The sequence below is a fragment of the Bacillus sp. FJAT-27225 genome (assembly GCF_001685025.1).
In the GTDB taxonomy this organism is placed as follows: Bacteria; Bacillota; Bacilli; order Bacillales; family Cytobacillaceae; genus Bacillus_D.
The window spans coordinates 195001-214955 of record NZ_MAYU01000021.1; the positions used below are offsets into that span (position 1 = coordinate 195001).

The 19955-nt window shown below is 42.4% G+C and carries 25 protein-coding genes; 8 read left to right on the forward strand and 17 right to left on the reverse strand.

The features are described from left to right. Positions 1-23: 23 nt before the first annotated feature. Together coaD and rsmD are read right to left on the reverse strand one after the other, a co-directional pair. Positions 24-506: a pantetheine-phosphate adenylyltransferase gene (coaD, locus tag A8F94_RS13045; RefSeq protein WP_066201010.1), complete on the reverse strand. Its 483-nt coding sequence runs from the start codon at positions 504-506 to the stop codon at positions 24-26. A gap of 21 nt (positions 507-527) precedes the next feature. Further along, a complete protein-coding gene (gene rsmD, locus A8F94_RS13050) occupies positions 528-1079 on the reverse strand; it encodes a 16S rRNA (guanine(966)-N(2))-methyltransferase RsmD (RefSeq protein ID WP_066201013.1) in 552 nt (183 codons plus the stop codon). Between the two features lie 635 nt (positions 1080-1714). On the opposite strand from rsmD, the gene A8F94_RS13055 reads away from it, so the two are divergent. Next, positions 1715-2107, forward strand: a complete 393-nt coding sequence (locus A8F94_RS13055) for a DUF7147 family protein (RefSeq protein WP_066201015.1) — start codon at positions 1715-1717, stop codon at positions 2105-2107. A gap of 81 nt (positions 2108-2188) precedes the next feature. Here A8F94_RS13055 and A8F94_RS13060 read toward each other — a convergent pair whose 3' ends face one another. Next, positions 2189-2464, reverse strand: coding sequence for a YlbG family protein (locus A8F94_RS13060; protein ID WP_066201021.1), 276 nt, complete (start codon positions 2462-2464; stop codon positions 2189-2191). 162 nt (positions 2465-2626) lie between these two features. On the opposite strand from A8F94_RS13060, the gene A8F94_RS13065 reads away from it, so the two are divergent. Continuing rightward, complete coding sequence (locus A8F94_RS13065) at positions 2627-2959, forward strand: hypothetical protein (protein WP_066201027.1); 333 nt, start codon at positions 2627-2629, stop codon at positions 2957-2959. 54 nt (positions 2960-3013) lie between these two features. Here the strand turns inward: A8F94_RS13065 and A8F94_RS13070 are convergent, their stop codons facing one another. Continuing rightward, positions 3014-3460: a YlbF family regulator gene (locus A8F94_RS13070; protein WP_066201032.1), complete on the reverse strand. Its 447-nt coding sequence runs from the start codon at positions 3458-3460 to the stop codon at positions 3014-3016. 401 nt (positions 3461-3861) lie between these two features. After that, positions 3862-4125, reverse strand: a complete 264-nt coding sequence (locus tag A8F94_RS26560) for a hypothetical protein (protein ID WP_077247699.1) — start codon at positions 4123-4125, stop codon at positions 3862-3864. 167 nt (positions 4126-4292) lie between these two features. On the opposite strand from A8F94_RS26560, the gene A8F94_RS26565 reads away from it, so the two are divergent. Further along, the gene (locus tag A8F94_RS26565; RefSeq protein WP_368072791.1) at positions 4293-4619 is read left to right on the forward strand and encodes a glycosyltransferase; all 327 of its coding nucleotides are present in this window, start codon (positions 4293-4295) and stop codon (positions 4617-4619) included. Positions 4620-4682: 63 nt separating this feature from the next. Here A8F94_RS26565 and A8F94_RS13080 read toward each other — a convergent pair whose 3' ends face one another. Beyond that, complete coding sequence (locus A8F94_RS13080) at positions 4683-4925, reverse strand: YlbE-like family protein (RefSeq protein ID WP_066201039.1); 243 nt, start codon at positions 4923-4925, stop codon at positions 4683-4685. Positions 4926-4937: 12 nt separating this feature from the next. Further along, complete coding sequence (locus A8F94_RS13085; RefSeq protein ID WP_066201042.1) at positions 4938-5339, reverse strand: YlbD family protein; 402 nt, start codon at positions 5337-5339, stop codon at positions 4938-4940. A gap of 145 nt (positions 5340-5484) precedes the next feature. On the opposite strand from A8F94_RS13085, the gene A8F94_RS13090 reads away from it, so the two are divergent. Both A8F94_RS13090 and A8F94_RS13095 read left to right on the forward strand, forming a co-directional pair. Beyond that, a complete protein-coding gene (locus A8F94_RS13090; RefSeq protein ID WP_139070090.1) occupies positions 5485-5985 on the forward strand; it encodes a PaaI family thioesterase in 501 nt (166 codons plus the stop codon). 6 nt (positions 5986-5991) lie between these two features. Beyond that, a complete protein-coding gene (locus tag A8F94_RS13095) occupies positions 5992-6348 on the forward strand; it encodes a hypothetical protein (protein ID WP_066201045.1) in 357 nt (118 codons plus the stop codon). A 31-nt stretch (positions 6349-6379) separates the two neighbouring features. On the opposite strand, the gene A8F94_RS13100 is transcribed toward A8F94_RS13095, so the two are convergent. Continuing rightward, positions 6380-7444, reverse strand: a complete 1065-nt coding sequence (locus tag A8F94_RS13100) for a CAP domain-containing protein (protein ID WP_066201050.1) — start codon at positions 7442-7444, stop codon at positions 6380-6382. A gap of 132 nt (positions 7445-7576) precedes the next feature. Further along, positions 7577-8011 (reverse strand): CBS domain-containing protein, encoded by a 435-nt coding sequence (locus A8F94_RS13105; RefSeq protein ID WP_066201053.1) that lies wholly within the window; start codon positions 8009-8011, stop codon positions 7577-7579. 195 nt (positions 8012-8206) lie between these two features. Between A8F94_RS13105 and A8F94_RS13110 the strand changes: the two genes are divergently transcribed. Both A8F94_RS13110 and ytvI read left to right on the forward strand, forming a co-directional pair. Then, positions 8207-8566 (forward strand): YugN family protein, encoded by a 360-nt coding sequence (locus A8F94_RS13110; RefSeq protein WP_066201056.1) that lies wholly within the window; start codon positions 8207-8209, stop codon positions 8564-8566. A gap of 205 nt (positions 8567-8771) precedes the next feature. After that, the gene (gene ytvI, locus A8F94_RS13115) at positions 8772-9830 is read left to right on the forward strand and encodes a sporulation integral membrane protein YtvI (protein ID WP_066201059.1); all 1059 of its coding nucleotides are present in this window, start codon (positions 8772-8774) and stop codon (positions 9828-9830) included. Between the two features lie 162 nt (positions 9831-9992). Here the strand turns inward: ytvI and A8F94_RS13120 are convergent, their stop codons facing one another. From A8F94_RS13120 to cyoE, 7 genes are all read right to left on the reverse strand, one after another. After that, positions 9993-10460: a DUF420 domain-containing protein gene (locus A8F94_RS13120; RefSeq protein ID WP_066201062.1), complete on the reverse strand. Its 468-nt coding sequence runs from the start codon at positions 10458-10460 to the stop codon at positions 9993-9995. 171 nt (positions 10461-10631) lie between these two features. Then, positions 10632-11525, reverse strand: coding sequence for a cytochrome c oxidase assembly factor CtaG (gene ctaG, locus A8F94_RS13125; RefSeq protein WP_066201065.1), 894 nt, complete (start codon positions 11523-11525; stop codon positions 10632-10634). Positions 11526-12075: 550 nt separating this feature from the next. Beyond that, the gene (gene ctaF / locus A8F94_RS13130) at positions 12076-12408 is read right to left on the reverse strand and encodes a cytochrome c oxidase subunit IVB (protein ID WP_066201069.1); all 333 of its coding nucleotides are present in this window, start codon (positions 12406-12408) and stop codon (positions 12076-12078) included. A gap of 4 nt (positions 12409-12412) precedes the next feature. Beyond that, the gene (locus A8F94_RS13135) at positions 12413-13042 is read right to left on the reverse strand and encodes a cytochrome c oxidase subunit 3 (RefSeq protein WP_066201071.1); all 630 of its coding nucleotides are present in this window, start codon (positions 13040-13042) and stop codon (positions 12413-12415) included. After that, complete coding sequence (ctaD, locus tag A8F94_RS13140; RefSeq protein WP_066201074.1) at positions 13042-14919, reverse strand: cytochrome c oxidase subunit I; 1878 nt, start codon at positions 14917-14919, stop codon at positions 13042-13044. The genes A8F94_RS13135 and ctaD overlap by 1 nt, the downstream gene beginning before the upstream one ends. A gap of 30 nt (positions 14920-14949) precedes the next feature. Next, on the reverse strand, positions 14950-16014 hold the full coding sequence (gene coxB, locus A8F94_RS13145; protein WP_066201077.1) for a cytochrome c oxidase subunit II: 1065 nt from the start codon (positions 16012-16014) through the stop codon (positions 14950-14952). Between the two features lie 84 nt (positions 16015-16098). Beyond that, positions 16099-17016: a heme o synthase gene (cyoE, locus tag A8F94_RS13150; RefSeq protein ID WP_066201080.1), complete on the reverse strand. Its 918-nt coding sequence runs from the start codon at positions 17014-17016 to the stop codon at positions 16099-16101. A gap of 618 nt (positions 17017-17634) precedes the next feature. On the opposite strand from cyoE, the gene A8F94_RS13155 reads away from it, so the two are divergent. Then, the gene (locus tag A8F94_RS13155; RefSeq protein ID WP_066201083.1) at positions 17635-18594 is read left to right on the forward strand and encodes a COX15/CtaA family protein; all 960 of its coding nucleotides are present in this window, start codon (positions 17635-17637) and stop codon (positions 18592-18594) included. A gap of 49 nt (positions 18595-18643) precedes the next feature. Here the strand turns inward: A8F94_RS13155 and A8F94_RS13160 are convergent, their stop codons facing one another. Continuing rightward, complete coding sequence (locus A8F94_RS13160) at positions 18644-19861, reverse strand: FtsW/RodA/SpoVE family cell cycle protein (protein ID WP_066201085.1); 1218 nt, start codon at positions 19859-19861, stop codon at positions 18644-18646. Between the last annotated feature and the right edge of the window lie 94 nt (positions 19862-19955).

The window sequence follows — 19955 nt, forward strand, 5'->3', positions numbered from 1 at the left end:
ACTGGTGATTTCACTTGTTTTTCTTATAGATCGAATTTCTTTTTTAACGCAGCTTCAACAGCAGGCGGGACAAGTTCATGGATATTCCCTCCATACTTTGCAACCTCTTTTACAATGCTGGAACTTAGAAAAGAATACTGATTGTTGGTCATAATGAAGAAGGTTTCAATTTTTTCATTCAGTACTCTGTTCATTGAGGTAATTTGCATTTCATATTCAAAATCGGAAACTGCACGAAGTCCACGGATAATCGCATTCGCCTGCACCTTTTGCGCATAGTCGACAAGAAGGCCCTGAAAAGAATCGATTTTCACATTGGGCAGATCCTTCGTTACCTCTTCTATAAGACCAGTACGCTCTTCCACAGAAAACAAAGGATTTTTGGACGAATTATTAAGAACAACAACATACACCTCGTCGAAGACTCTTGCGCCCCTCCTGATAATATCGAGGTGTCCGTATGTAATCGGGTCAAAGCTGCCCGGACAGACTGCTATAGTAGCCACGTTCTAAACCTCCTGGTGGTTTTAGGAATAGGAAAAAATAGAGATTGCTATTATACCGTACACTTCACTCTTCATCTTTTCAAGACTTCCAATGGAATCTGGCAAAATTACATCCTTGCCGTGTTCACAAACAGCGATTCCATCCCTCTTCAGCCTGCCATCAGCATCAATTTGTTCAAGCAGCTTAACGAGCTGCTGTTTTTTATAAGGAGGGTCAAGGAAAATAAAATCGAAAGTGAGGTCGCGTTTTTTTAAAGCTTTTAAAGCACGTTCAGCATCAGTCCGGTAGACCTCCGTCCGTTCCTCAAAATCACAGGTCTTTATGTTGTCCTTAATGGTATGGATTGCCTTCGGTTCCCTGTCGATAAAAATCACTTGATCAAGCCCGCGGCTAAGAGCCTCAATTCCAAGCCCCCCGCTGCCGGCGAACAGATCAAGTCCTTTTCCCCCTTGAAAATAAGGGCCTATCATATTGAAAACAGCTTCCTTTACCTTGTCAGTTGTCGGCCTGGTCGATTGGCCAGGCACGGCTTTTAGCTGCCTTCCTTTACATGTCCCTGAAACAACTCTCATGTCAATCACCGCTACTCAATGTTTTTACTTTCATAATCCTACCATACTGGACGAACCTCGCCAAATATCAATATCCGTTTTATCTTTTTTAAATTTTCGTGGAAAAATGTGTATAAGCAATCTTTCGCTGGAAATAATGACATTAACAACATCATTCGAGGATGTTGTTGCCAACCGCGGAGAAGACTTACGTTTCCCCATAAGTTCTTCCTCCGGTTTCTCCTCTCCCTTTGCCTTCTGTCCCTTTGGGATATAGAAGGACCCTGCAGGTTTCCTGCAGGGTTTTTTCTTTTTTGAAAGGAACTTCTATGCTAATGTTGATCTATATAAGAGGAACTATTAAGTTTAACCTCTTTATTTCGCTACACAAAGGGAAGCTTCTGAGACATAACATCGCAGAGACAGGCGCCTTTTGCCTGTCGCGAGGCGTTCTTTGCCTGTCACGAAGCGCTTCAATTAAATTTAGATTCTTTAGTTCCTCTTATATAGAGAGATATGTTTCTGAATTTCGACTCTACAAAGGAAAGCCTCATCTCAGGGGCAAACGGAATTTTTTCTTGTCATGAACCGTTTCAATCCAATTGGACATTAATTCACCAACATTTATATAGATTATATCAAAAGGAGAGTTTTCTGTGATTCAGCGTTTTGTAGAACTTGGCAGCGGCTATGGAGACTTATATGAACTGATCGAACTCGCAAAAGCGAATTCCAGTCGCCTTCGTCATATTATTGCGTTTCATACAGCAATAGAAGGTAAACAGGTTGTATCCCTGGCCATCATTTTGGATCCAGCGGGAGAAGGAAAATTCCAGCCGATATACATTTGCAGGGAAGGAATCCCCAATCCAAAGGTGATTCCAAACAAAAGATATACTTTATTCGAGGAAACAGCGGCTAACCTGTCCAAGACTATTTGTGAGCTCACAGTGAAACCATCTACACTGTTTGCGGATAAGGAATTATATTACCAATATCTGATTGGAATCCTGCGTCTTAACCACTTTATTCCTCCACTTCACTGGTAGGAATGAATGCGATTTTTTCTAGAAGAGGCTGAACGGCTCCATCATTTCTAAGCATCAAAAAAGTGAGGGAATCACCCTCACTTAAATACCCATCTTATAATCATACTCTTTTGCTTTATCAGGAGCTGAATTCTCGTATTCCATCTTTACAAATGGCTTGTAGGATGGCTCAACCTTCTTAACAAAAGAATACGATTTTAATTTTGCCATTACATTCTCCATCTCACTCTGATTGCAGTAAATAACTGCATATTTCAGTTTTTTAGATACATAATGGACGTTGCCGAACCGCCTTAGCATTTTGGCTTGCTTTAGCGTATATAGCCAAACCACCAATCCTTGCCTTTGTCCAAACATAGTCTTTCCCCTTCATACTCAATGTTTTTTATAAGTCTAGCATAAGAAAGCAGCTTAAATCAATCCCGCCAGGCTGCAAGAGGCTAGCTAGTTATGAATAGAATAGAAACAAGAAAGGCGCTCTAACAATACTTTTCTATTAAAAATAAAGGATGATGACGAATGGAAATGGAACATGTCTGGTCCACATTCCTGAAAGAAATCAGCCTAATCCCACCGGTCAGTTCTGTTGAGCTGAAAAAGATGGCCGGAATTCCTTTCCTCTATATCACTGTCGACTCCCCCGTTAATCCAGAACTAGTAGAAAAGAGTATACGGCGCTGTTCAGCCTTGGCGATGAAAGGGAAGAAACTGAGCAGTGAAACCATTTATGTAAGATCCGAACCTAACAGCTTTGTATTTCGACATAGGTTTTATGTCCCGCAAAGAAAGATGTTTTGCTGTGGAAATTTATGTGTGGATTGCGTGCGTTTCAATCCAAACGGATGGTTTTAAGCTAATAGGGACAGTTCCCCTTTGCACACTGCAAAGGAGAACCGTCCCTACTGGTTAAGCTGAGCATCCGCAGCTTCCACCGGAGCCGCAGCCTCCGCCACAGCTTGATCCGGTATCAAAGAATGGGTTACCAGTTGGCACCTTGACGTGGATGGATACAGAGTGGCCAATCAGCATGCTGATTTGATCCAGCAAAGCCTGAAAATCATTTTCAGCCCTTTTGAATTCTGCGACGTGATCGTCCAAGTCCATATCACGCTTCGCTTCACGGATTTCTTTCATAATGCTTTTATAATCCGGATGATATTTCCCAAAACGCTGAACATCCTCGTAATGGTCCTTCAGTTTGACAAAACGAGAGATTTTTCTTTGCGTTTCTGGGCTTGTACGTACTTTATATAGGCAATCCCGATAATATTCAGCAACATCTGACTGTAACACCATGCTGCCCAACTCATCAGCAAAATCAAGCAATTCTATTCTTTCACTAGTAGCAAGCAAATCTGCCCACCTCCATTGCTTATTCTACCATGAAGGTAGGGTAAAGGTGAAATTTTCTTTTTTATTCCCTTAATTTACCTTTTCGTCACGACAAACTAATACATTTATGAATACAATCCAATAGATTATAATAAATCCGAACACAATGCCTTTATTAAAACATCAATGGTGGCATATATGAAAATAGCATTATTTTCACCTTATTATAATCAGCCAAGAGGCAATTCTACCACGGTAAAACGGCTTATTTATCATTTTGAAAAAATGGGCATTCTTCTTTCTGTTATTCCCTATCTGGAAAACAGCAGTATCGATGGTACAGATGCAGACATCTTCCATATTCTTCATGCCACCCGATTTGTAAGGTGGGCAAAAGACCGGCAGTTCATCTTAAACCACCCTTATATAGTTACAATGGGTGGTACGGACATAAATGTTGATTTACAAACAGACTTGAGTTCTGAAATTTTCTCATTTTTGAATGAAGCAGTTTTTATTACAGTATTTACAGAAGACGCAAAAGATAAAATCAAACAGCTGTATTCTCCATGGATGAAAAAGACGTTCGTAATCCCCCAGGGCGTTTGGTTGCCATGGGCAATTTCTTCACCAAAAAATAGATTAAAACCTTCTATCCTTTTACCGGCAGGGCTGCGGCCTGTCAAGGATGTCCTGCACATCCTTCCGGGACTTGATGAGATCATTGATCATTATCCGGAAATGACATTTACCATTCTTGGCGCCAATTTAGATAGGTCGGTTCATCGGGATGTGCTAAAACAGGCTGAGCATGTACTGGCTAAGATACGTTGGTGCAGTCCCCCACGAATTAATGATAGAAAAATACGAAAGCGCAGACATTATCGTCAATTCTTCTCTTTCAGAAGGCCAGCCACTTGCACTAATGGAAGCGATGGGGTTGGGCTTGCCAGTCATAGGAAGAAAAAACAATGCCAACCTGCAACTGATATCACACGAAAAAACAGGCTGGCTTTACGAAACGATTCCGGACTTCATTGAGGCAGTCCATTCAATCGTCAGCAATACGACTTTAAGGGAAAACATAGTCAAACAGGCAAAAGAATCGATGTTTGAAAAGTTCTTACCTGAAAAAGAGGCAATGGCTTACCTTTCTTTGTACCATCAGATTGGGCGTTAGCTCGTCCGTATAGCAGAAAAGGTTATGGGACCAGAAAACCCCATAACTTTTTACCCCAATTCTTTACCCGCTGGGGCTTTTCATCGATTGGAACATATGGAACATCATGGAAGCCATCTGCACGCCATTAGCAAACTTGGCTACCCGGTGCGGGATTGTTTTTTCAAAATGATGGAGGGAAGCTATTTCGAACTCATCAAGGATCGCTGGATTCCGTGTCAGCTTCCGATACCATACAGGCTGTTCCCTAATAAACTGCCTCAAATCTTTTCTTGAATTAATATAATCCGTTACTTCTCTTCTCATGGCGTCCTCCAATCAATCCTTCCGGAACGGGAATGGATGCTGCACAACTGGCTCGGGGGGCGGTGCCTGTTGGGCTGGCTGTTGTTGAAATTGACTAATAAGCCCCTGAATGGCACCCAATGCCTGGCTCAAATTATTCAAATGGGATTGGATTTGCCCAGGCTCAACCTTTTTTGCAAGCTCTGCTACCTGGCCAAGCCAATCCTTTTTTGAAGGATCTTCTTCACTCGTTTCCTTCTTTATCTCCCCGGTTTCGTTCCAGCGCGGATCCTCTTCGCCAAGCAAATACCATTCCTCATATAATTGCTGCCAAGTCGTCGTTCCGTTGCGGACTTCCCTTACAAGATGGGGATTTTCTGCCACAAACTCTTTAAACTTGATAACAGATGGATGAAGTTTCTTTACATGAGCCATCCGTTTATCCCCTCCTCCCACTATACCTATAATACCGTATGCCTATATCAGGGATTTGTGAAAGGTAGTTGCGTTGCCGTTTTTATTTCTGTAAAAAACATTTTGATAATGTTAGTATTTGTAATAGAAAAGGAGCGAACAAACAGTGGCGCATGAATTGGAAGTAATGTTAAAAAAATATCTCGAAAATGGAACCGAACAAGATATTGATGTCTTGAAATATGTAATGAGCGGGCTTAAAGATAAAGTTGACGGGAAAATAAGTACATACATAGGCGGTCTCCTGCATTATGAAAAGATATCGAATCAAAACGTCTGGGAAGTAACGATTCCAATCAATCCTGTCCTATATAATTCACTGGGAATTGTCCATGGCGGCATTACAGCTACATTGCTTGATTCCGGAATGGGGACTCTCGCAAATGCCCTTGTTCCAAAAGGATTTGGGGCTGTCACATCCCAGCTGAACGTCCATTATCTGGCACCAGCAATGGGTGACTTCCTTCGCTGCCGTGCTGAAGCCATCCATATTGGCAAAAATACGCTTGTTGTCAGTGGTGAGGTATTCCGGAGCGATGGAAAAAAAGTTGCGCATTCCACAGGAACTTTCTTTATTGTTGAAAATAACCCAGGCAGCGGAGAGTGATTTCTTTTGGTCACTGCAATTCTGATCCCCATTATCATCCTCTATTTCTTATGGATTTCCATAAAGGAAACGAAGGAACATGAAATCAAATGGCGGGAAGCAGGCATAGCAAAGGAAGAAGCCGTTATTATCGGAACCATTGTTTCTGTTTCACAGGAAAAACAGCGGTTCTATTATCACCGTTATTTGCTGGTCCAGGAGTTAATGGTCAAGACTCCGGCTGGCCTCGTGAAAGTGAGAATTAACACTCCGCTTACAAAAAATACAACATTCATCAAATACGAATCAGGCCAACCGGTTAAGGTATATGGGTCCTGGCAAGATACGTGGTTCCACGCCAACAGGGTTGAAACAAGCAGCTAATAGAAAGAGGATGGCCAATGCCATCCTCTCTTCATTCGACCCATGTCTGAATGAAGTTTTGGGTATAGTATTTTTTGTATACCCCCACACCAAGATGGGTAAAATCTTCGTCAAGCAGTGCTTCCCTATGTCCCTTTGAGTTGAGCCAGCCTTCAACTGCTGAAGGTCCATCTGTATAATTTGCAGCTATATTTTCTCCAGCGGTCTGGTAGACAACCAAAGCCCTCTTTAACCTATCCGTAAGCTTACCGTATTTTTCAGATTCATGAGAAAATGTATTTGTTTCATACATATCAAGACTGTGGCTGTAAGCTACCTGTGCTGTTCGCTCATCCCATTGGAGCGGTTCAAGTTCGTGCCGCTGCCTGATCACATTTGTCAGGTCAAATATTTGCTGTTCACTTCCTGCCTCAACCTTCTGCCAATCCATATCAGTAAGTGGTTTCGCTTCTAGCAGCTTCCCTCGATACGCAATTTCATAAGGCCTATGTTTAATCAGTGTCTCAGCATTTAGAAACCGGACACTGGAAAGACTGCTTGTAAATTTATCAATGTAAAGCTGGGCATAAATATCACCAAACTGAATAAGCGGACGGGTGTTGACATCGGTATCAGTTAATTCAAGCCGATAGGAGTTCCCTTCATAATCGATGACAATATCCGTCTGAATAGCAAAAGCAGCAAAAATCTCTTCAAGAGGCTGGCCTATTGCAAAAGGATTTATATCGGTTTCCGGGCCAATGGCATAAATAGTCACAACTTTATCATTTTGTATACCGACCTGTACATACTTATCCAATTCTTCATTATAGACATGCCAGTCATAATCATAGCTTGATTTATCAATTCGGTTCGGTTTTCCTAAAATCTTTTCCACTTCTTTTAATGGCTTTCCAATCAAGGTTGACAAACCCTCTTGCGGGCGTGGCGGTATTTCGTAGCCTGTCCGTTTTTCCAGCTTCGATTGGCCAGCCGGTTCCGGAACTGGCTCCTCTCTAATGAGGGTGTCCTTTTCCGGGGTCTCATCATGGTTTACATAAAAGCCAACAGCCAAAAAAATGGCCACAAAAAAAAGAATTCTCCCTAAAGACTTCAGACCCCTCCCCCCTCTCTTTCTATATCATCTATATGTTTTTTCCTCTTTAATTATATCATTTGACACTTTTCAAAAAATAGAGCACTTAGCAATTATAACAAAAAATTAAAAGGCGCCGTTAAGACGCCGCCATTAATGTTGTACCCCGTTATAATTTGATTCGGAAATATCAGAGAGAGCCCGCTTTGCCTGATTGTCTGTCATGTCCCTGACGGCAAAATCACCAAGAGATACAATTCCTACGAGCTTTCCATTTTCTACGACCGGAAGTCTCCTGACCTGATTGTCAGCCATCATCCTTGAGGCCTCCTCAGTTGTTGTATCAGGAGAAACAGTCACAAGCTCCTTGCTCATTATATCTTCTACCTTTGTTGAACCAGGGTGCTTTTCAGCTGTTCCTCTAATGACTATATCCCGGTCGGTAATCATCCCTACCAGCCTTCCCTGGTCAACAATAGGGATTGCTCCCACATTCAATTCCTTCATCTTAAGTGCCACTTCGTACATATTATCGAGAAGAGAACAGGTTTCAACATTGCTGGTCATAATATCACGGACTGTTTCCAATTTTTTTTCCTCCCGTCGAAATTCACCGTGTTTTTTCAGGAATCATAAGTCTATTTTTTGCAATACCCCCAGTTTTATTCCCGCTAATGCGCAAATCCACATCAATTCATTGCATAATAAAACTTTTTAAACTATTATAAAAATGAATTGAATGTCAGAATGCAATGGCAAATGTTCCAAAGGGGGATATCAACAATGAAGTTTGAAAACACGGGGATTGAAAATTTGAAAGCTGACTTGAACAGGCTTGATGAGATTATGCTTGAACACGGCCTTGTCCGTGAAGGCCAGTGGGATTATGAAAGGGTTACATACGACAAAAAATTTCAAATTAAAGATGACATTTACTATCTGAGGCTTCGCGGGTATGCAGTCGAAGGCGATGTTGGCTCCCATCAGGCAGTCATCCAACTCCTGCATCCTCTTCTTGGCAAGCATTATTACCCTCATGGTGTCGAGTATGGTGAGGGTGAAAACTTTCCTGCATCACTTGTTAACCAATGCAAGAACCTTTTAGACCAGGTTAAGGAAGAGATCGAAGCCTTTGCTTTATAACTATATTCTGCCTTTAGGACAGTAAGCCTCTTTTAGAGGCATCTGGCCTTAATGCCAGATTCGTTCAGCTAAAAATCAGTGGGATGGGAAGCCCCCACAGAATGAAGTTTCACTTTATCTTTGGAAGGCATATAAAATGCCTTCCTTTTTATTTATTCCTATGGCTATAATTAAATTATTCTATTAGATTCAAAGGGGCATTGCCATGGCTGGATTCTTTTCAAAAAAGAGAGTTATTTGGATAATTGGAGTTCTATTAACAGCTGTTGCCGCCTATTTCCTGGTGCCTGCTGGTGCCCCGATCATCCTTGCTCTCCTGACAGCACTGCTGCTTGAGCCGGCAGTCCGGTTCACAGGCTCACGACTGAAACTGAACCGGCAATTATCAGTACTTCTCGTATTTTTATTGTTTCTCTCCTTAACAGCCCTTGGCGGTTATTTTATTACGACAAAGCTTGCGGCTCAAGTGATCTCGATGGCGAATGAAGTTCCTGGGTATGTAAATAAAATATCAAGGCTTTGGGTTGAAACAAAATGGAACTTGGTTAGGGCAATGCAAGATTTGCCGGAACAACTCGTACAACAAATCATACAGCGCATTGAAAATTCTCTTTATGCAGTTATTAATGTTTTACTCGAATATATGAATATTGAAAAAGTTAGAGCACTCGTTACCCAAATACCAAAATTTTTTATTGGGTTTCTCGTTTATCTCATCGCGTTGTTTCTCTTCATGCTAGAAATTCCTGCTTTGAAGAAGGCTGCATATGCACATCTGACAGCAAAAACTGCCGAGAAGGCAAACGTTATGTCGGCCAGGCTATTTTATGTTATCACTGGTTTTTTGAAGGGGCAGATACTGGTAAGTGTCATTATCTTTGCTGTTTCTTTGTTATATTTATATCTTTATTATCCTGAGGCTGCGCTCATAGGTGCCTTTCTAATTTGGGCTTTTGATTTTATACCAGTTGTAGGTTCTATGCTCCTCCTAGTTCCATGGTTACTATTTTATGCTCTGGCCGGGAATATGGAAATCTCGTTTAAGCTCGCCTTTCTCACTGTTATACTTTTGGCAATCCGATATTATCTAGAGCCAAGAATGCTTGGCAGCTATCTGAAGTTATCTCCACTCGCCACGCTGGCATCCATGTACATAGGATTTAAGCTAGTTGGTTTGATTGGGATTATTTTTGGCCCCATTCTCGTAATTTGTATCAGCGCAGCAAGGGAAGCTGGGATATTCAAATTTAATTTCAAATTATGAGTAAAGTGCAAGGCCTTCATGATAGGCACAGACAATGCCAGGCCCTCCGATAACCATTCTGGGAAGCTTTCCTTAGGGAGCTAGACCGTTCTCAAAGAAGAAGATATATTTCTGATCATATTAAAAAGACGGGCAACTCGTTTATAGAGTAGCCCGTCTTTTTTATGTTCCAAGTATTGCCTTAATAACTGAAGTTGTTTCACCACCAGAATAAAACACATATAAAAGCAGGTAGACTGCAACACCTGTTATTGCAGTTACAAACCAGACAATGCTGGTAATAGGGCCAAGCTTCCTATGGGTGGCGAGTTGGTTCTTAAAACCTGTGTAAAAGTTGATAATCCCAAGGACTGCACCGGTCGTAGCCAGGGTGATGTGAAAAATCAGGAATATCGTATAGTAGATTTTAACATCATCCGGTCCGCCAAATGATGTATTGCCAATAAAAATTGTCCTGGAAGCATAAATAATGAAGAAAATTAACGCGGAAACACCTGCAAAGAACATCGTCTTTTTATGGGCTTCAATTCTTCTTTTTGAAATTTGATACCAGCCAATGGCGACGAGGATTGCACTAATGACAATGAAAATAGTACTGATCGTTGGTAAAATAGGTAGGGAATGCTCCATATGTATTGATCCTCACAATCTTATTTACTACTATAATTTTAGACGAGCCTCCTTACTTTTTCAATGATTAGCTTGAAAAAGTAACCGTACGGCTTGAAGGCCCCTACTTAATAAAACCGATGAACTCGGAAAAACAAGCTTTCGTAATAGAAAAAGGCCCCGTATGGGACCTTATTCTGCCGGGAATGGTTCTGGTTCAGGGTCGATACCAGTGTGTTCATCCTTATACCATTTAAAAAACACTCTTGCTAGTGCAAAACTATATACAATTTCCTGAATGATTTTCATAATTACACCACCGAGCCGCTGGTCTTCCTCCAGCGTCATGGAGCTGAACATTTGCGGCCCGCTCAGATCAAGCCCTGCAAGCATGGTCGGTGAAACACACAATTCCAGTGCTTTCGCCCAGGCCCGAGGATCAGAGAAGGTAGCATAAAGGGGCTCATTCGAAAAGATAATCAGCGCGCACGCAGGAGTGATAAGAATGCCGTTAGCAAAAATGTACCCAATTTTCCTTAAGCCGGATAGGGTTTGGTATTCTTTTAGTTCAGTTACAATTGGCCACCACATGAATGTTGCAAACAAAAAGATTAACGATGTTATACCTGCATGCATCCATATGGATAGCTTTACCGCATCAAATATGAGCGGTATATGATAAAAGGAAAACATGCCATTAAACACTATAATCGCAATGAGTGGCTTAACCAAAATAGGAAATACATTTCTGATGATAGGCAGGCTTATTACAGCTCTCCAAAGCCATTCAGGAATCCCCAGGATAAACAGAGGCGGTACAACCAGGTATAGGGTAGCCATTTGAATCATATGGGCATAAAACGTTATATGGCCAAGCAAGTCGAGCGGCGAGCCCTTAATTGCGTACAATAAAACCATTGCAGTAAGAAAGAATCCTGCCTGGCGAGCCCTTAAAGGTTCGCTCCCCTTAATCTTTTCTCTGTATTTTACTGTTATTAAAAAATAAACTGCTATGACTGCCAAAATGGATAGTAAAAAGTACGGGCTCCAAAGCGCTTGAGTTCCAAATATCTTTAAACTTAGCACCGTAATCACCTCGGGTTAATTCGATTGGCCAGCTACAACGGCCACCTTCGCTTTTCTTATTGTCTAGCTCCGGTGCCTAGAGGCTCGAGGTCGCTTCGGTCCTTAGAGGAAGTCAAAGAACAACTTCCCCTTCAGGCCCCCCACAAGAGTAAGCTTCGGAAGCATTACCTCGCACGAAGAAAAAGCGTTAGCTTTTTCGAGGAGCGCTTGTCGCCCCTGGACAAGGCACCTTCGCTTTTCTTTCTCCCTATATTATAAACCGGCTTAAATTCGCTGGCAAAGGTCTTGTCTTTTGTTAAAAAGAAAATCGGCTTGCGCCGATTTTCTATGTTGTATTGGTTTTAGTGTTCTGTTCAGCCAGGTCACTGGCATCCCACATGCCATACGGCCTTATCAGGGCTAACCACGGCCGCTTCCGCTTTTCTTTGTCTAGCTGCAGCACCGAGCCCCTCGAGATCGCTTCGGTCCTTCAGTGAAAGTCAAAGTGCAACTTTCCCCTCAGGCCCTCCAGCGCTTGTCGGGGCTGCCCACGGTGCTTCCGCTTTTCTTGTTACCACCAGACGATGGTTACCATTGCGAGTATGGTCAGCAGGCCAATCAATAAGCCGCCATATAGGAATAGAGATGGAAGCGCATGGCCTTTGTGGCTCATATGCATGAAATAGTACAACTGAAAGATTACCTGGATTACCGCCAGCAACACGATTAGCGGCACTGTAAACCAGGTAGAGAACCCAACGCCTACCGCGCCAAATGCAATGAAGGTAAGGAACAGCATCATCGAGAACGAGATGATTTGGTAGCGCATTTCTTCCTTGCTTTTCTTTTTCCGATATTTTAAGTCAATTTTGGGGTTCCCTGAGTTAACATTTTGATTTGCCATCAGTTTATCCCACCATTCCCATTAAATATACTACTGTAAAGATGAATACCCATACTACGTCAATAAAGTGCCAATAGAGGCTGGCAACATAGAATTTAGGTGCGTTGTATAGGTTAAGGCCTCTCTTAGCATTTCTGATCATGAGCGACAAAATCCAGCATAACCCGAATATTACGTGAGCTCCATGGAAACCTACTAATGAATAGAATGCAGAGCTGAATGCAGAGCTCGAGAATGTATGTCCATATTCATGAACATAATGCTGGAATTCATAAATTTCCAGTGCAAGGAAGGCAAATCCCAGAGCAACCGTAATTCCGAGCCAGAGCATCATTTTTTTATGATCAAAGTTCTTCATATGATACATTGCATAAACACTTGTCAACGAGCTGGTTAAAAGGAGCATCGTCGCCACGAATGTGAGCGGCAGGTCGAAAATATCCGCCGCGAGTTTATGGGTGTCATCAGGTACTTTATCCTTTAAGGCAAGATATGTTGCAAATAGGGACGCAAACAAAACAGTTTCGCCGCCAAGGAACAGCCAGAAGCCCAAAAATTTATTCTTTCCTTCAAGGGTAGCTTTTTCAGGCGAAGCAGGCCATGTTTCATATGTCATTTTTTCTTCAGCTTGCATTATGCCTTAACCCCCCTATCATCCTCTTCAATAAGATCTTCTTTATGAATATGGAATCCATGATCATCCTTGACGGAACGGAACAGCATGGATCCAAAGGTAATAAGAAGCCCAATTACGAGAACAGGGATACCCCATGCTTTCGGATCATTACCGGATTGATACATTGCCCCGAATGCAGCAATGAACAAACCAAGAGAGATGACAAATGGGACAAAGGATGAATTCGGCATATGGATGTCGCCGATCGGTTCAGCAGGCATCATGCCTTTTTTACCCTGTGTTTTTTCCAGCCATAATGCATCAAGTCCACGAACAAGCGGTGTCTGCTTAAAGTTATAAAAAGGCGGCGGTGAAGCGACAGCCCATTCAAGCGTCCTTCCATCTTCCCATGGATCCGCTCCAACCTTAACATTTTTGACTTGTGTGATAATGATGTTTGCAAGAAGCACGATTACACCGGCAGCCATTAAGAAGGCTCCAATTGTACTGACAAAGTTCCCTGCATCCAGTCCCTGTCCAGGCAAGAATGTAAAGATCCTGCGCGGCATACCCCAAAGGCCAAGCAAATGCTGGATGAAGAATGTCAGATGGAAGCCGATTAAAAACAGCCAGAATGTTACTTTGCCCAGCAATTCATTCAACATCGTTCCGAAAATTTTAGGCCACCATAGATGGGTAGCAGCCAAAAGGGCTAATACGACTCCGCCAACAATAACATAGTGGAAATGAGCGACAACGAAATACGTATCATGGAACTGGTAGTCCTGTGCTGCAGACGCAAGCATGATCCCAGTTACCCCACCTGCAGTAAAACTTGGGATAAATGCAACAGCATATAACATAGGTGTTGTAAATTTAATGCTTCCTCCCCACATCGTAAGGAGCCAGTTAAAGATTTTAATACCCGTAGGAACGGCAATTGCCATTGTTGCTACAGCAAAGATTGAGTTTGCGATTGGGCCAAGGCCTGTTGTGAACATATGGTGAGCCCAAACCATGAAACCAAGGAAGCCAATCAGGATGGTTGCGAATACTAGCGACGAATATCCGAAAAGGCGCTTCCTGGAGAAAATCGCAAAAATTTCAGAGAAAATACCAAATGCCGGAAGTATCAGAATGTATACTTCTGGGTGGCCGAAAATCCAGAATAAGTGTTCCCAGATAACAGTGTTACCGCCGTTTTCGACAACAAAAAAGTTAGCGTCGAACAGACGGTCGAACATCATGAGTGTCAAGCCGACTGTTAATGGAGGGAACGCAAATAGAATAAGTGCTGATGCTACAAATGTAGTCCATGTAAACAATGGCATACGCATATAGGTCATGCCCGGCGCACGCATATTGATAATTGTTACAAGAAAATTGATCCCGGCTATCAATGTTCCTAAACCGGATATCTGTAATCCTAGGACATAAAAATCAATCCCATGTCCATCACTGTATAATGCCAGGGACGCATAGGAAGTCCAGCCTGCATCAGGAGCGCCGCCCATGAACCAAGAAAGGTTCAGGAACACCCCGCCAAAGAAGAACAGCCAAAATCCCAGTGAGTTCAAGAATGGAAACGCAACGTCACGCGCTCCAATTTGCAAAGGTACAACAGCATTCATAAAGGCAAACAGCAATGGCATTGCTGCAAGGAATATCATCGTTGTACCGTGCATGGTTAAAAGTTCATTAAAGGTTCCCGCACTGACGAAGTCATTATTCGGTTTTGCCAACTGAATACGGATAAACATCGCTTCCAGTCCGCCAAGAATAAAGAAGAATCCGCCAGCTACAAGATAAAGAATTGCAATTTTTTTATGGTCGACAGTCGTTAAGTAGTCCCACAAGACTGCCCCGAAACCCCTTTTTTGAGCGTAGGTACTCACAGTTTTACCTCCCTTTCCACCATTCCCCGGTTATTCCTGGATTTTCAACCCCATCAAATAAGCCGACAGCTGATCTAACTGTTCGTCAGACAATTGACCTTTATCAAACCCTGGCATGAGTGTGCCCGGTTTATACTTATCAGGTTCTCTAATCCAATTTTCAAGGTTTTCCTCATCATGTTTAAGAATCCCGGCAATATAGTCACGGTCCCCGAAGTTAGTCAGATTCGGACCTTGCCTTGCTGCTTCTGGAGTCGTGTTTGCTGGTGTAACAGCATGGCAGGTGATGCAGCTTTGATTAAAGACTTCCTGTCCAGCCTGTGCGTCAGCAGTAGTTGGAGCAACTGCTTCTTCAACATCCTGCATTGCGGTGACCCAACTATCGAATTCATCACGCGGAACTGCCTTTACTTTGAAATCCATCAAAGCGTGGGACGGTCCGCACAATTCGGCACATTTCCCATAAAAGATGTTTCCGACTTCCTCTGCTTTTTCCCCGTCAAATTCAAGCCAGAATTTGTTGAGTGTGTCCGTGTTGGTATCCATCTTTCCTCCCACGGCCGGAATCCAGAACGAGTGCTTAACATCGGAAGCCTTCAGGTTAAAGTAAACCTTTTCATCAGTAGGAACAACAAGTTCCTGGCTGGTGACGATCTTCTCGTTTGGATATTCGAATTCCCACCAATACAGACTTGCCCGTACATTAATGACAAGGGCATCCGAATTTTTCTTTTCTGCTTCCGAAACATCGGCAAGCTTAAACGTTGCTGCAACTGTTGGTACAGCCAGGACTAGAAGCAAAAGAATCGGAATGACAGTCCAGATGATTTCAAGCGTGTGGTTCCCCTCAACTTGCTTTGGAATCTCATCGTCACTTTTGCGGCGGAATCTAAACATAACAATAACGAAAATCAACGTAACAATCAGTACTACCCCAACCATGATTCCAGTACTGAGCTTCATAAGTCCGTATTGCATTTCCGCAACTTCCCCGGCTGGCTGAAGCGTGGATAGAAATGGTTTCCCACAGCCGGAAAGTACTAGCGCCAACAATGACATCATTGCAGCCAAGCGCCACTTTGCAAACCTTTTCATAATTTAATCAAACCCCTCTTCCGTAAAAAAGTTTACTTACCGGGGCAACTCCCCCGCAGCAGGGAGATGCCCCGTAGCGCGAAGCTAAATCAGTGTTACAATAACCATCGCAGTAAAGAGAATCGTCAGGTATTGCAGCGAGTACAAAAACATTAGCTTCGCCCATTTGATATCATTTTTCATTTTATATCCATAAATCCCTAACGCCAGCCAGCCAAGATTTAGCAAGGTAGCTAGTACTAGAAATGGGATTCCAAGGGAAGTCAAGAAAAGTGGAATCGGAATCAGCGCGGCTACCCAAAGGACGATATGATGCTTGGTCGTTTTTAATCCTTTTACAACAGGCAGCATTGGAATGCCAGCAGCTCTGTACTCCTCCACCCTTCTCATCGCAAGCGCATAAAAATGCGGTGGTTGCCAGATAAACATAAGGGCGAACAGCGCCCAAGCGATAGGATCCAAATTGCCATCAATGGCTGCCCATCCGATTAACGGCGGAACAGCTCCGGAAACACTTCCGACAATTGTATTGGAGACATATAGGCGCTTTGACCACATTGTGTATAAGACAACATAGCTGAATACCCCTACGATTCCGATAATTACAGCAGTGAATGTAGTAAGCATCAGCGATAGCGTACCGAGAGCAATGAGACCGATTCCCAGCCATAATACTTTTGACGGCTGAATGGTTCCGATTACAGTTGGCCTGCTCTTGGTCCGCTCCATATATGGGTCAATATCGCGGTCATAATAATTATTGATTGCGCAGGATCCGGCAATGATTAGTGCAGATCCGGCAAGAGTAAAAAAGACTATATCAAGGTTTTCCAGGAACGACATTTGCGAGAAATGCAGTGCAAGCCATAAACCTGTAAACGTTGTTATCATATTTGAATTGACAATTCCGATTTTAATGAGTGCCAGGAAGTCTCTAAAAGCTGTAGATTTCTCAAGGCGGATGGCTCCAGTGTTTTCACTGTAAGCCTTCGAATTAGACATTCTTGTTCCTCCTTCTTCTTGCCGAATAATGGCGGCCAAGCCAACATTATTGGCATATCGTTCATTTCTTACTATAAATGAGGATTAAATGAATCCTCGAAATAAAATAAGGGCGCTTTCTCTGTATATTAAATCACACTTACATGCTTTTTTGTGAACTTTTTTCGAATTTAATATAACTATTTTTTATATAGTCATCGCATCATCCAACTTCTTTTATTTTTGAACCATAATAAAAACATATAAAATTGAAGGAGCTATACTTAAGCACATTGGTGCAGAATTTCCGGTTAAGAGTTATAATTTTGAAAGAAATGGAATTTCAACTATTTACTCGTTGTTTATATTTCAAGATAATGATAGTCTTTGAGTCGAAATTATTGAAAGAAAATTCACTCTTTAATCAACTATAAGGAATATGCCGCTTGTCATTCAACTGTTATGCATTAACAAGATAAGAAATAGGCTTTTCGGAGGATGTATGTAGTCTTATCGACATTTATTCTGTTCTTTTTCTGTTTACTCCGCTATTATGTATTAGGGGGTACATACCCACTTATTATACTTACTGTATGATTTTATGACAAATTATTGAACTATTTTAAGAAGGTGAAAGTTTTGAAGCGTTCTCTGAAGTGGTTTTCGGTTGCAACTACGATTGGAATGATCTTTGTACTGCTTGGTGGAGCATTGGTAACCAAAACAGACTCGGGCATGGGTTGTGGGAGTTCATGGCCACTTTGCAACGGTGAACTGGTCCCGGCAGACATAACCCCTGAATTGGTAATTGAACTTGCTCATCGTGTGGTATCAGGTGTTGTAGGTTTAATGGTCCTGATCCTATCAATTTGGACCTGGAGGGTAATCGGCCATATAAGGGAAACGAAATTCCTATCTTCCCTATCCTTTGCTTTCCTTGTTATTCAAGGGTTAATCGGCGCAGCAGCCGTCGTCTGGGGGCAATCCGATTTTGTATTGGCGCTCCATTTTGGCATATCGCTAATATCATTTGCCGCTGTCTTTCTCCTTACTTTGTTGATTTTTGAAATCGATAAAAAGTTTGAAGCTGAAAAATTAATCATTGATAAAAGAATGTCTTTACATATTATCGGTGTAACAAGTTACAGTTATATCGTTATTTATACAGGCGCCCTGGTCCGGCATTTGAATGCAAGCTTGGTTTGTCCTGACTGGCCCCTCTGTTCGAACGGTGTGTTTTCACTTCCCGACAATCTGTACGAGTGGGTCCAGATGGGCCACAGGGCTGCAGCCGGCCTGATCCTTATCTGGGTTGCTTATATCACCTGGCTTGTCATTAAGCATTATAAACGGGATCGCGTTTTATATTGGGGCTGGATTATATGCCTCGTTCTCGTGGTTCTTCAGGTAGCTGCAGGCGCATTGGTTATTTTCACTAGACTGAACTTGTATATTGCCCTGTCACATGCGTTCTTTATTACTTGCCTGTTTGGCGTCTTTAGCTATTTCCTACTTCTCGTTTACAGAAGCAAACGAAACCAGATGTTTAGTAAAGAAGCAATCCAAATCACTCAACCAAACAGCGAACTTGAACTTTAATACAAGAAAGCCTCACAGCCAAAATCAATTGGCTGCGAGGCTTTCTTTTTTATAGGGAACGTCCTGTCTTGGTGCGGTAAAACTTTGACTGAACTGGACTTTTTTCCGGGACAGGCTTTGCCGTTCCCTTTTTTGAATTCGTTTCAAGTTTCGTATACATGGATACATTCACTAATATCCCTGCCGACATTGCCAATTGCATAATAGATGATCCTCCATAGCTGACAAAGGGCAGCGGAACCCCTGTAAGAGGAATAATCCCCGATACGCCTGCAAGGTTGATAATTGACTGTATGCCTATCATGCTCGAAATTCCGATAGCCAGCAGACTGCCGAAGGGGTCACGGCATTTCATTGCAATTCGATACCCTTTAAGGACAATGAAGCATAGACAGAGAACAACGAAGGTAACGCCTAACAGCCCCAATTCCTCTGCTATAACCGAAATGATAAAGTCGGTGTGGGATTCCGGAAGATATCCTAGTTTCTGTATGCCTTGTCCCAAACCAAGCCCGGTGATTCCCCCTGATCCAATGGCAATCAAGGAATTGGATAAATGAAATCCTTCATCCCTTACATCCCTAAACGGGTCCTCCAGTACGGATAGCCGGCTAAGCCGTTCCTCGGAGAAAATCCAATCATGGGCACCAAGCGCAACAATCGTTATAACCGCAGCGCCAATCACCACGAGCTTCATTATATTTTTAAGATTCATTCCCGAGGAAAAAATAATAAAAATGGCAATTGCCATGATAATTGCAGCTGTTCCAAAATCAGGCTGGAAGATAATCAAGCCGCAGATGATGATCAAGTATGCAAGCGGCGGGACAACGCCTTTGTTAAAATTGTTTATGTAGCTTTGTTTCTTGGCATAAACAGCCGATAGATAGATGATTACGCTAACCTTTGCAAATTCCGCTGGCTGAATACTAAAAAGACCCAGGTCAAACCAACTTTGCGCATTCCCTTTTACCGAGCCCATAACGAGAACGGCACCCAGCGCACCGAACGAAGCCAGCACAATCAAAATAAGCCATGCTGTTTTTTTCAAAAGCCTGTACGGAAAAACATATGCAAACACAAAAAATATGACAGCTGATCCTAGTAAAGCCATTTTTTGTTTTTGATAGAAGAAGTCATGTTCGTATCCATAGCGATTGAGCGCGGCTGCCATACTGGCACTGTAGACCATTACCAGCCCAAAAATGGAAAGTACAATGATTGCCAGGATTAACGTATAATCATATGATTTAAGTTTATTTTTCATCGTTACCCTTCCCAAGTTTCTTATGAATAGGTCTATTATAAATGAAAAAGATCTGTTTTAGGGAAAGAAAATACGATTTCCTTTAATTGAAATG

Coding starts and splice junctions, on each gene's coding strand:
- rsmD (WP_066201013.1), bottom strand. CDS start 1,079: ATGAGAGTTGTTTCAGGGACATGTAAAGGAAGGCAGCTAAAAGCCGTG.
- A8F94_RS13060 (WP_066201021.1), bottom strand. CDS start 2,464: ATGTTTGGACAAAGGCAAGGATTGGTGGTTTGGCTATATACGCTAAAG.
- A8F94_RS13065 (WP_066201027.1), top strand. CDS start 2,627: ATGGAAATGGAACATGTCTGGTCCACATTCCTGAAAGAAATCAGCCTA.
- A8F94_RS26565 (WP_368072791.1), top strand. CDS start 4,293: ATGATAGAAAAATACGAAAGCGCAGACATTATCGTCAATTCTTCTCTT.
- A8F94_RS13080 (WP_066201039.1), bottom strand. CDS start 4,925: ATGAGAAGAGAAGTAACGGATTATATTAATTCAAGAAAAGATTTGAGG.
- A8F94_RS13085 (WP_066201042.1), bottom strand. CDS start 5,339: ATGGCTCATGTAAAGAAACTTCATCCATCTGTTATCAAGTTTAAAGAG.
- A8F94_RS13110 (WP_066201056.1), top strand. CDS start 8,207: ATGAAGTTTGAAAACACGGGGATTGAAAATTTGAAAGCTGACTTGAAC.
- ytvI (WP_066201059.1), top strand. CDS start 8,772: ATGGCTGGATTCTTTTCAAAAAAGAGAGTTATTTGGATAATTGGAGTT.
- A8F94_RS13120 (WP_066201062.1), bottom strand. CDS start 10,460: ATGGAGCATTCCCTACCTATTTTACCAACGATCAGTACTATTTTCATT.
- ctaF (WP_066201069.1), bottom strand. CDS start 12,408: ATGGCAAATCAAAATGTTAACTCAGGGAACCCCAAAATTGACTTAAAA.
- A8F94_RS13135 (WP_066201071.1), bottom strand. CDS start 13,042: ATGCAAGCTGAAGAAAAAATGACATATGAAACATGGCCTGCTTCGCCT.
- coxB (WP_066201077.1), bottom strand. CDS start 16,014: ATGAAAAGGTTTGCAAAGTGGCGCTTGGCTGCAATGATGTCATTGTTG.
- cyoE (WP_066201080.1), bottom strand. CDS start 17,016: ATGTCTAATTCGAAGGCTTACAGTGAAAACACTGGAGCCATCCGCCTT.
- A8F94_RS13160 (WP_066201085.1), bottom strand. CDS start 19,861: ATGAAAAATAAACTTAAATCATATGATTATACGTTAATCCTGGCAATC.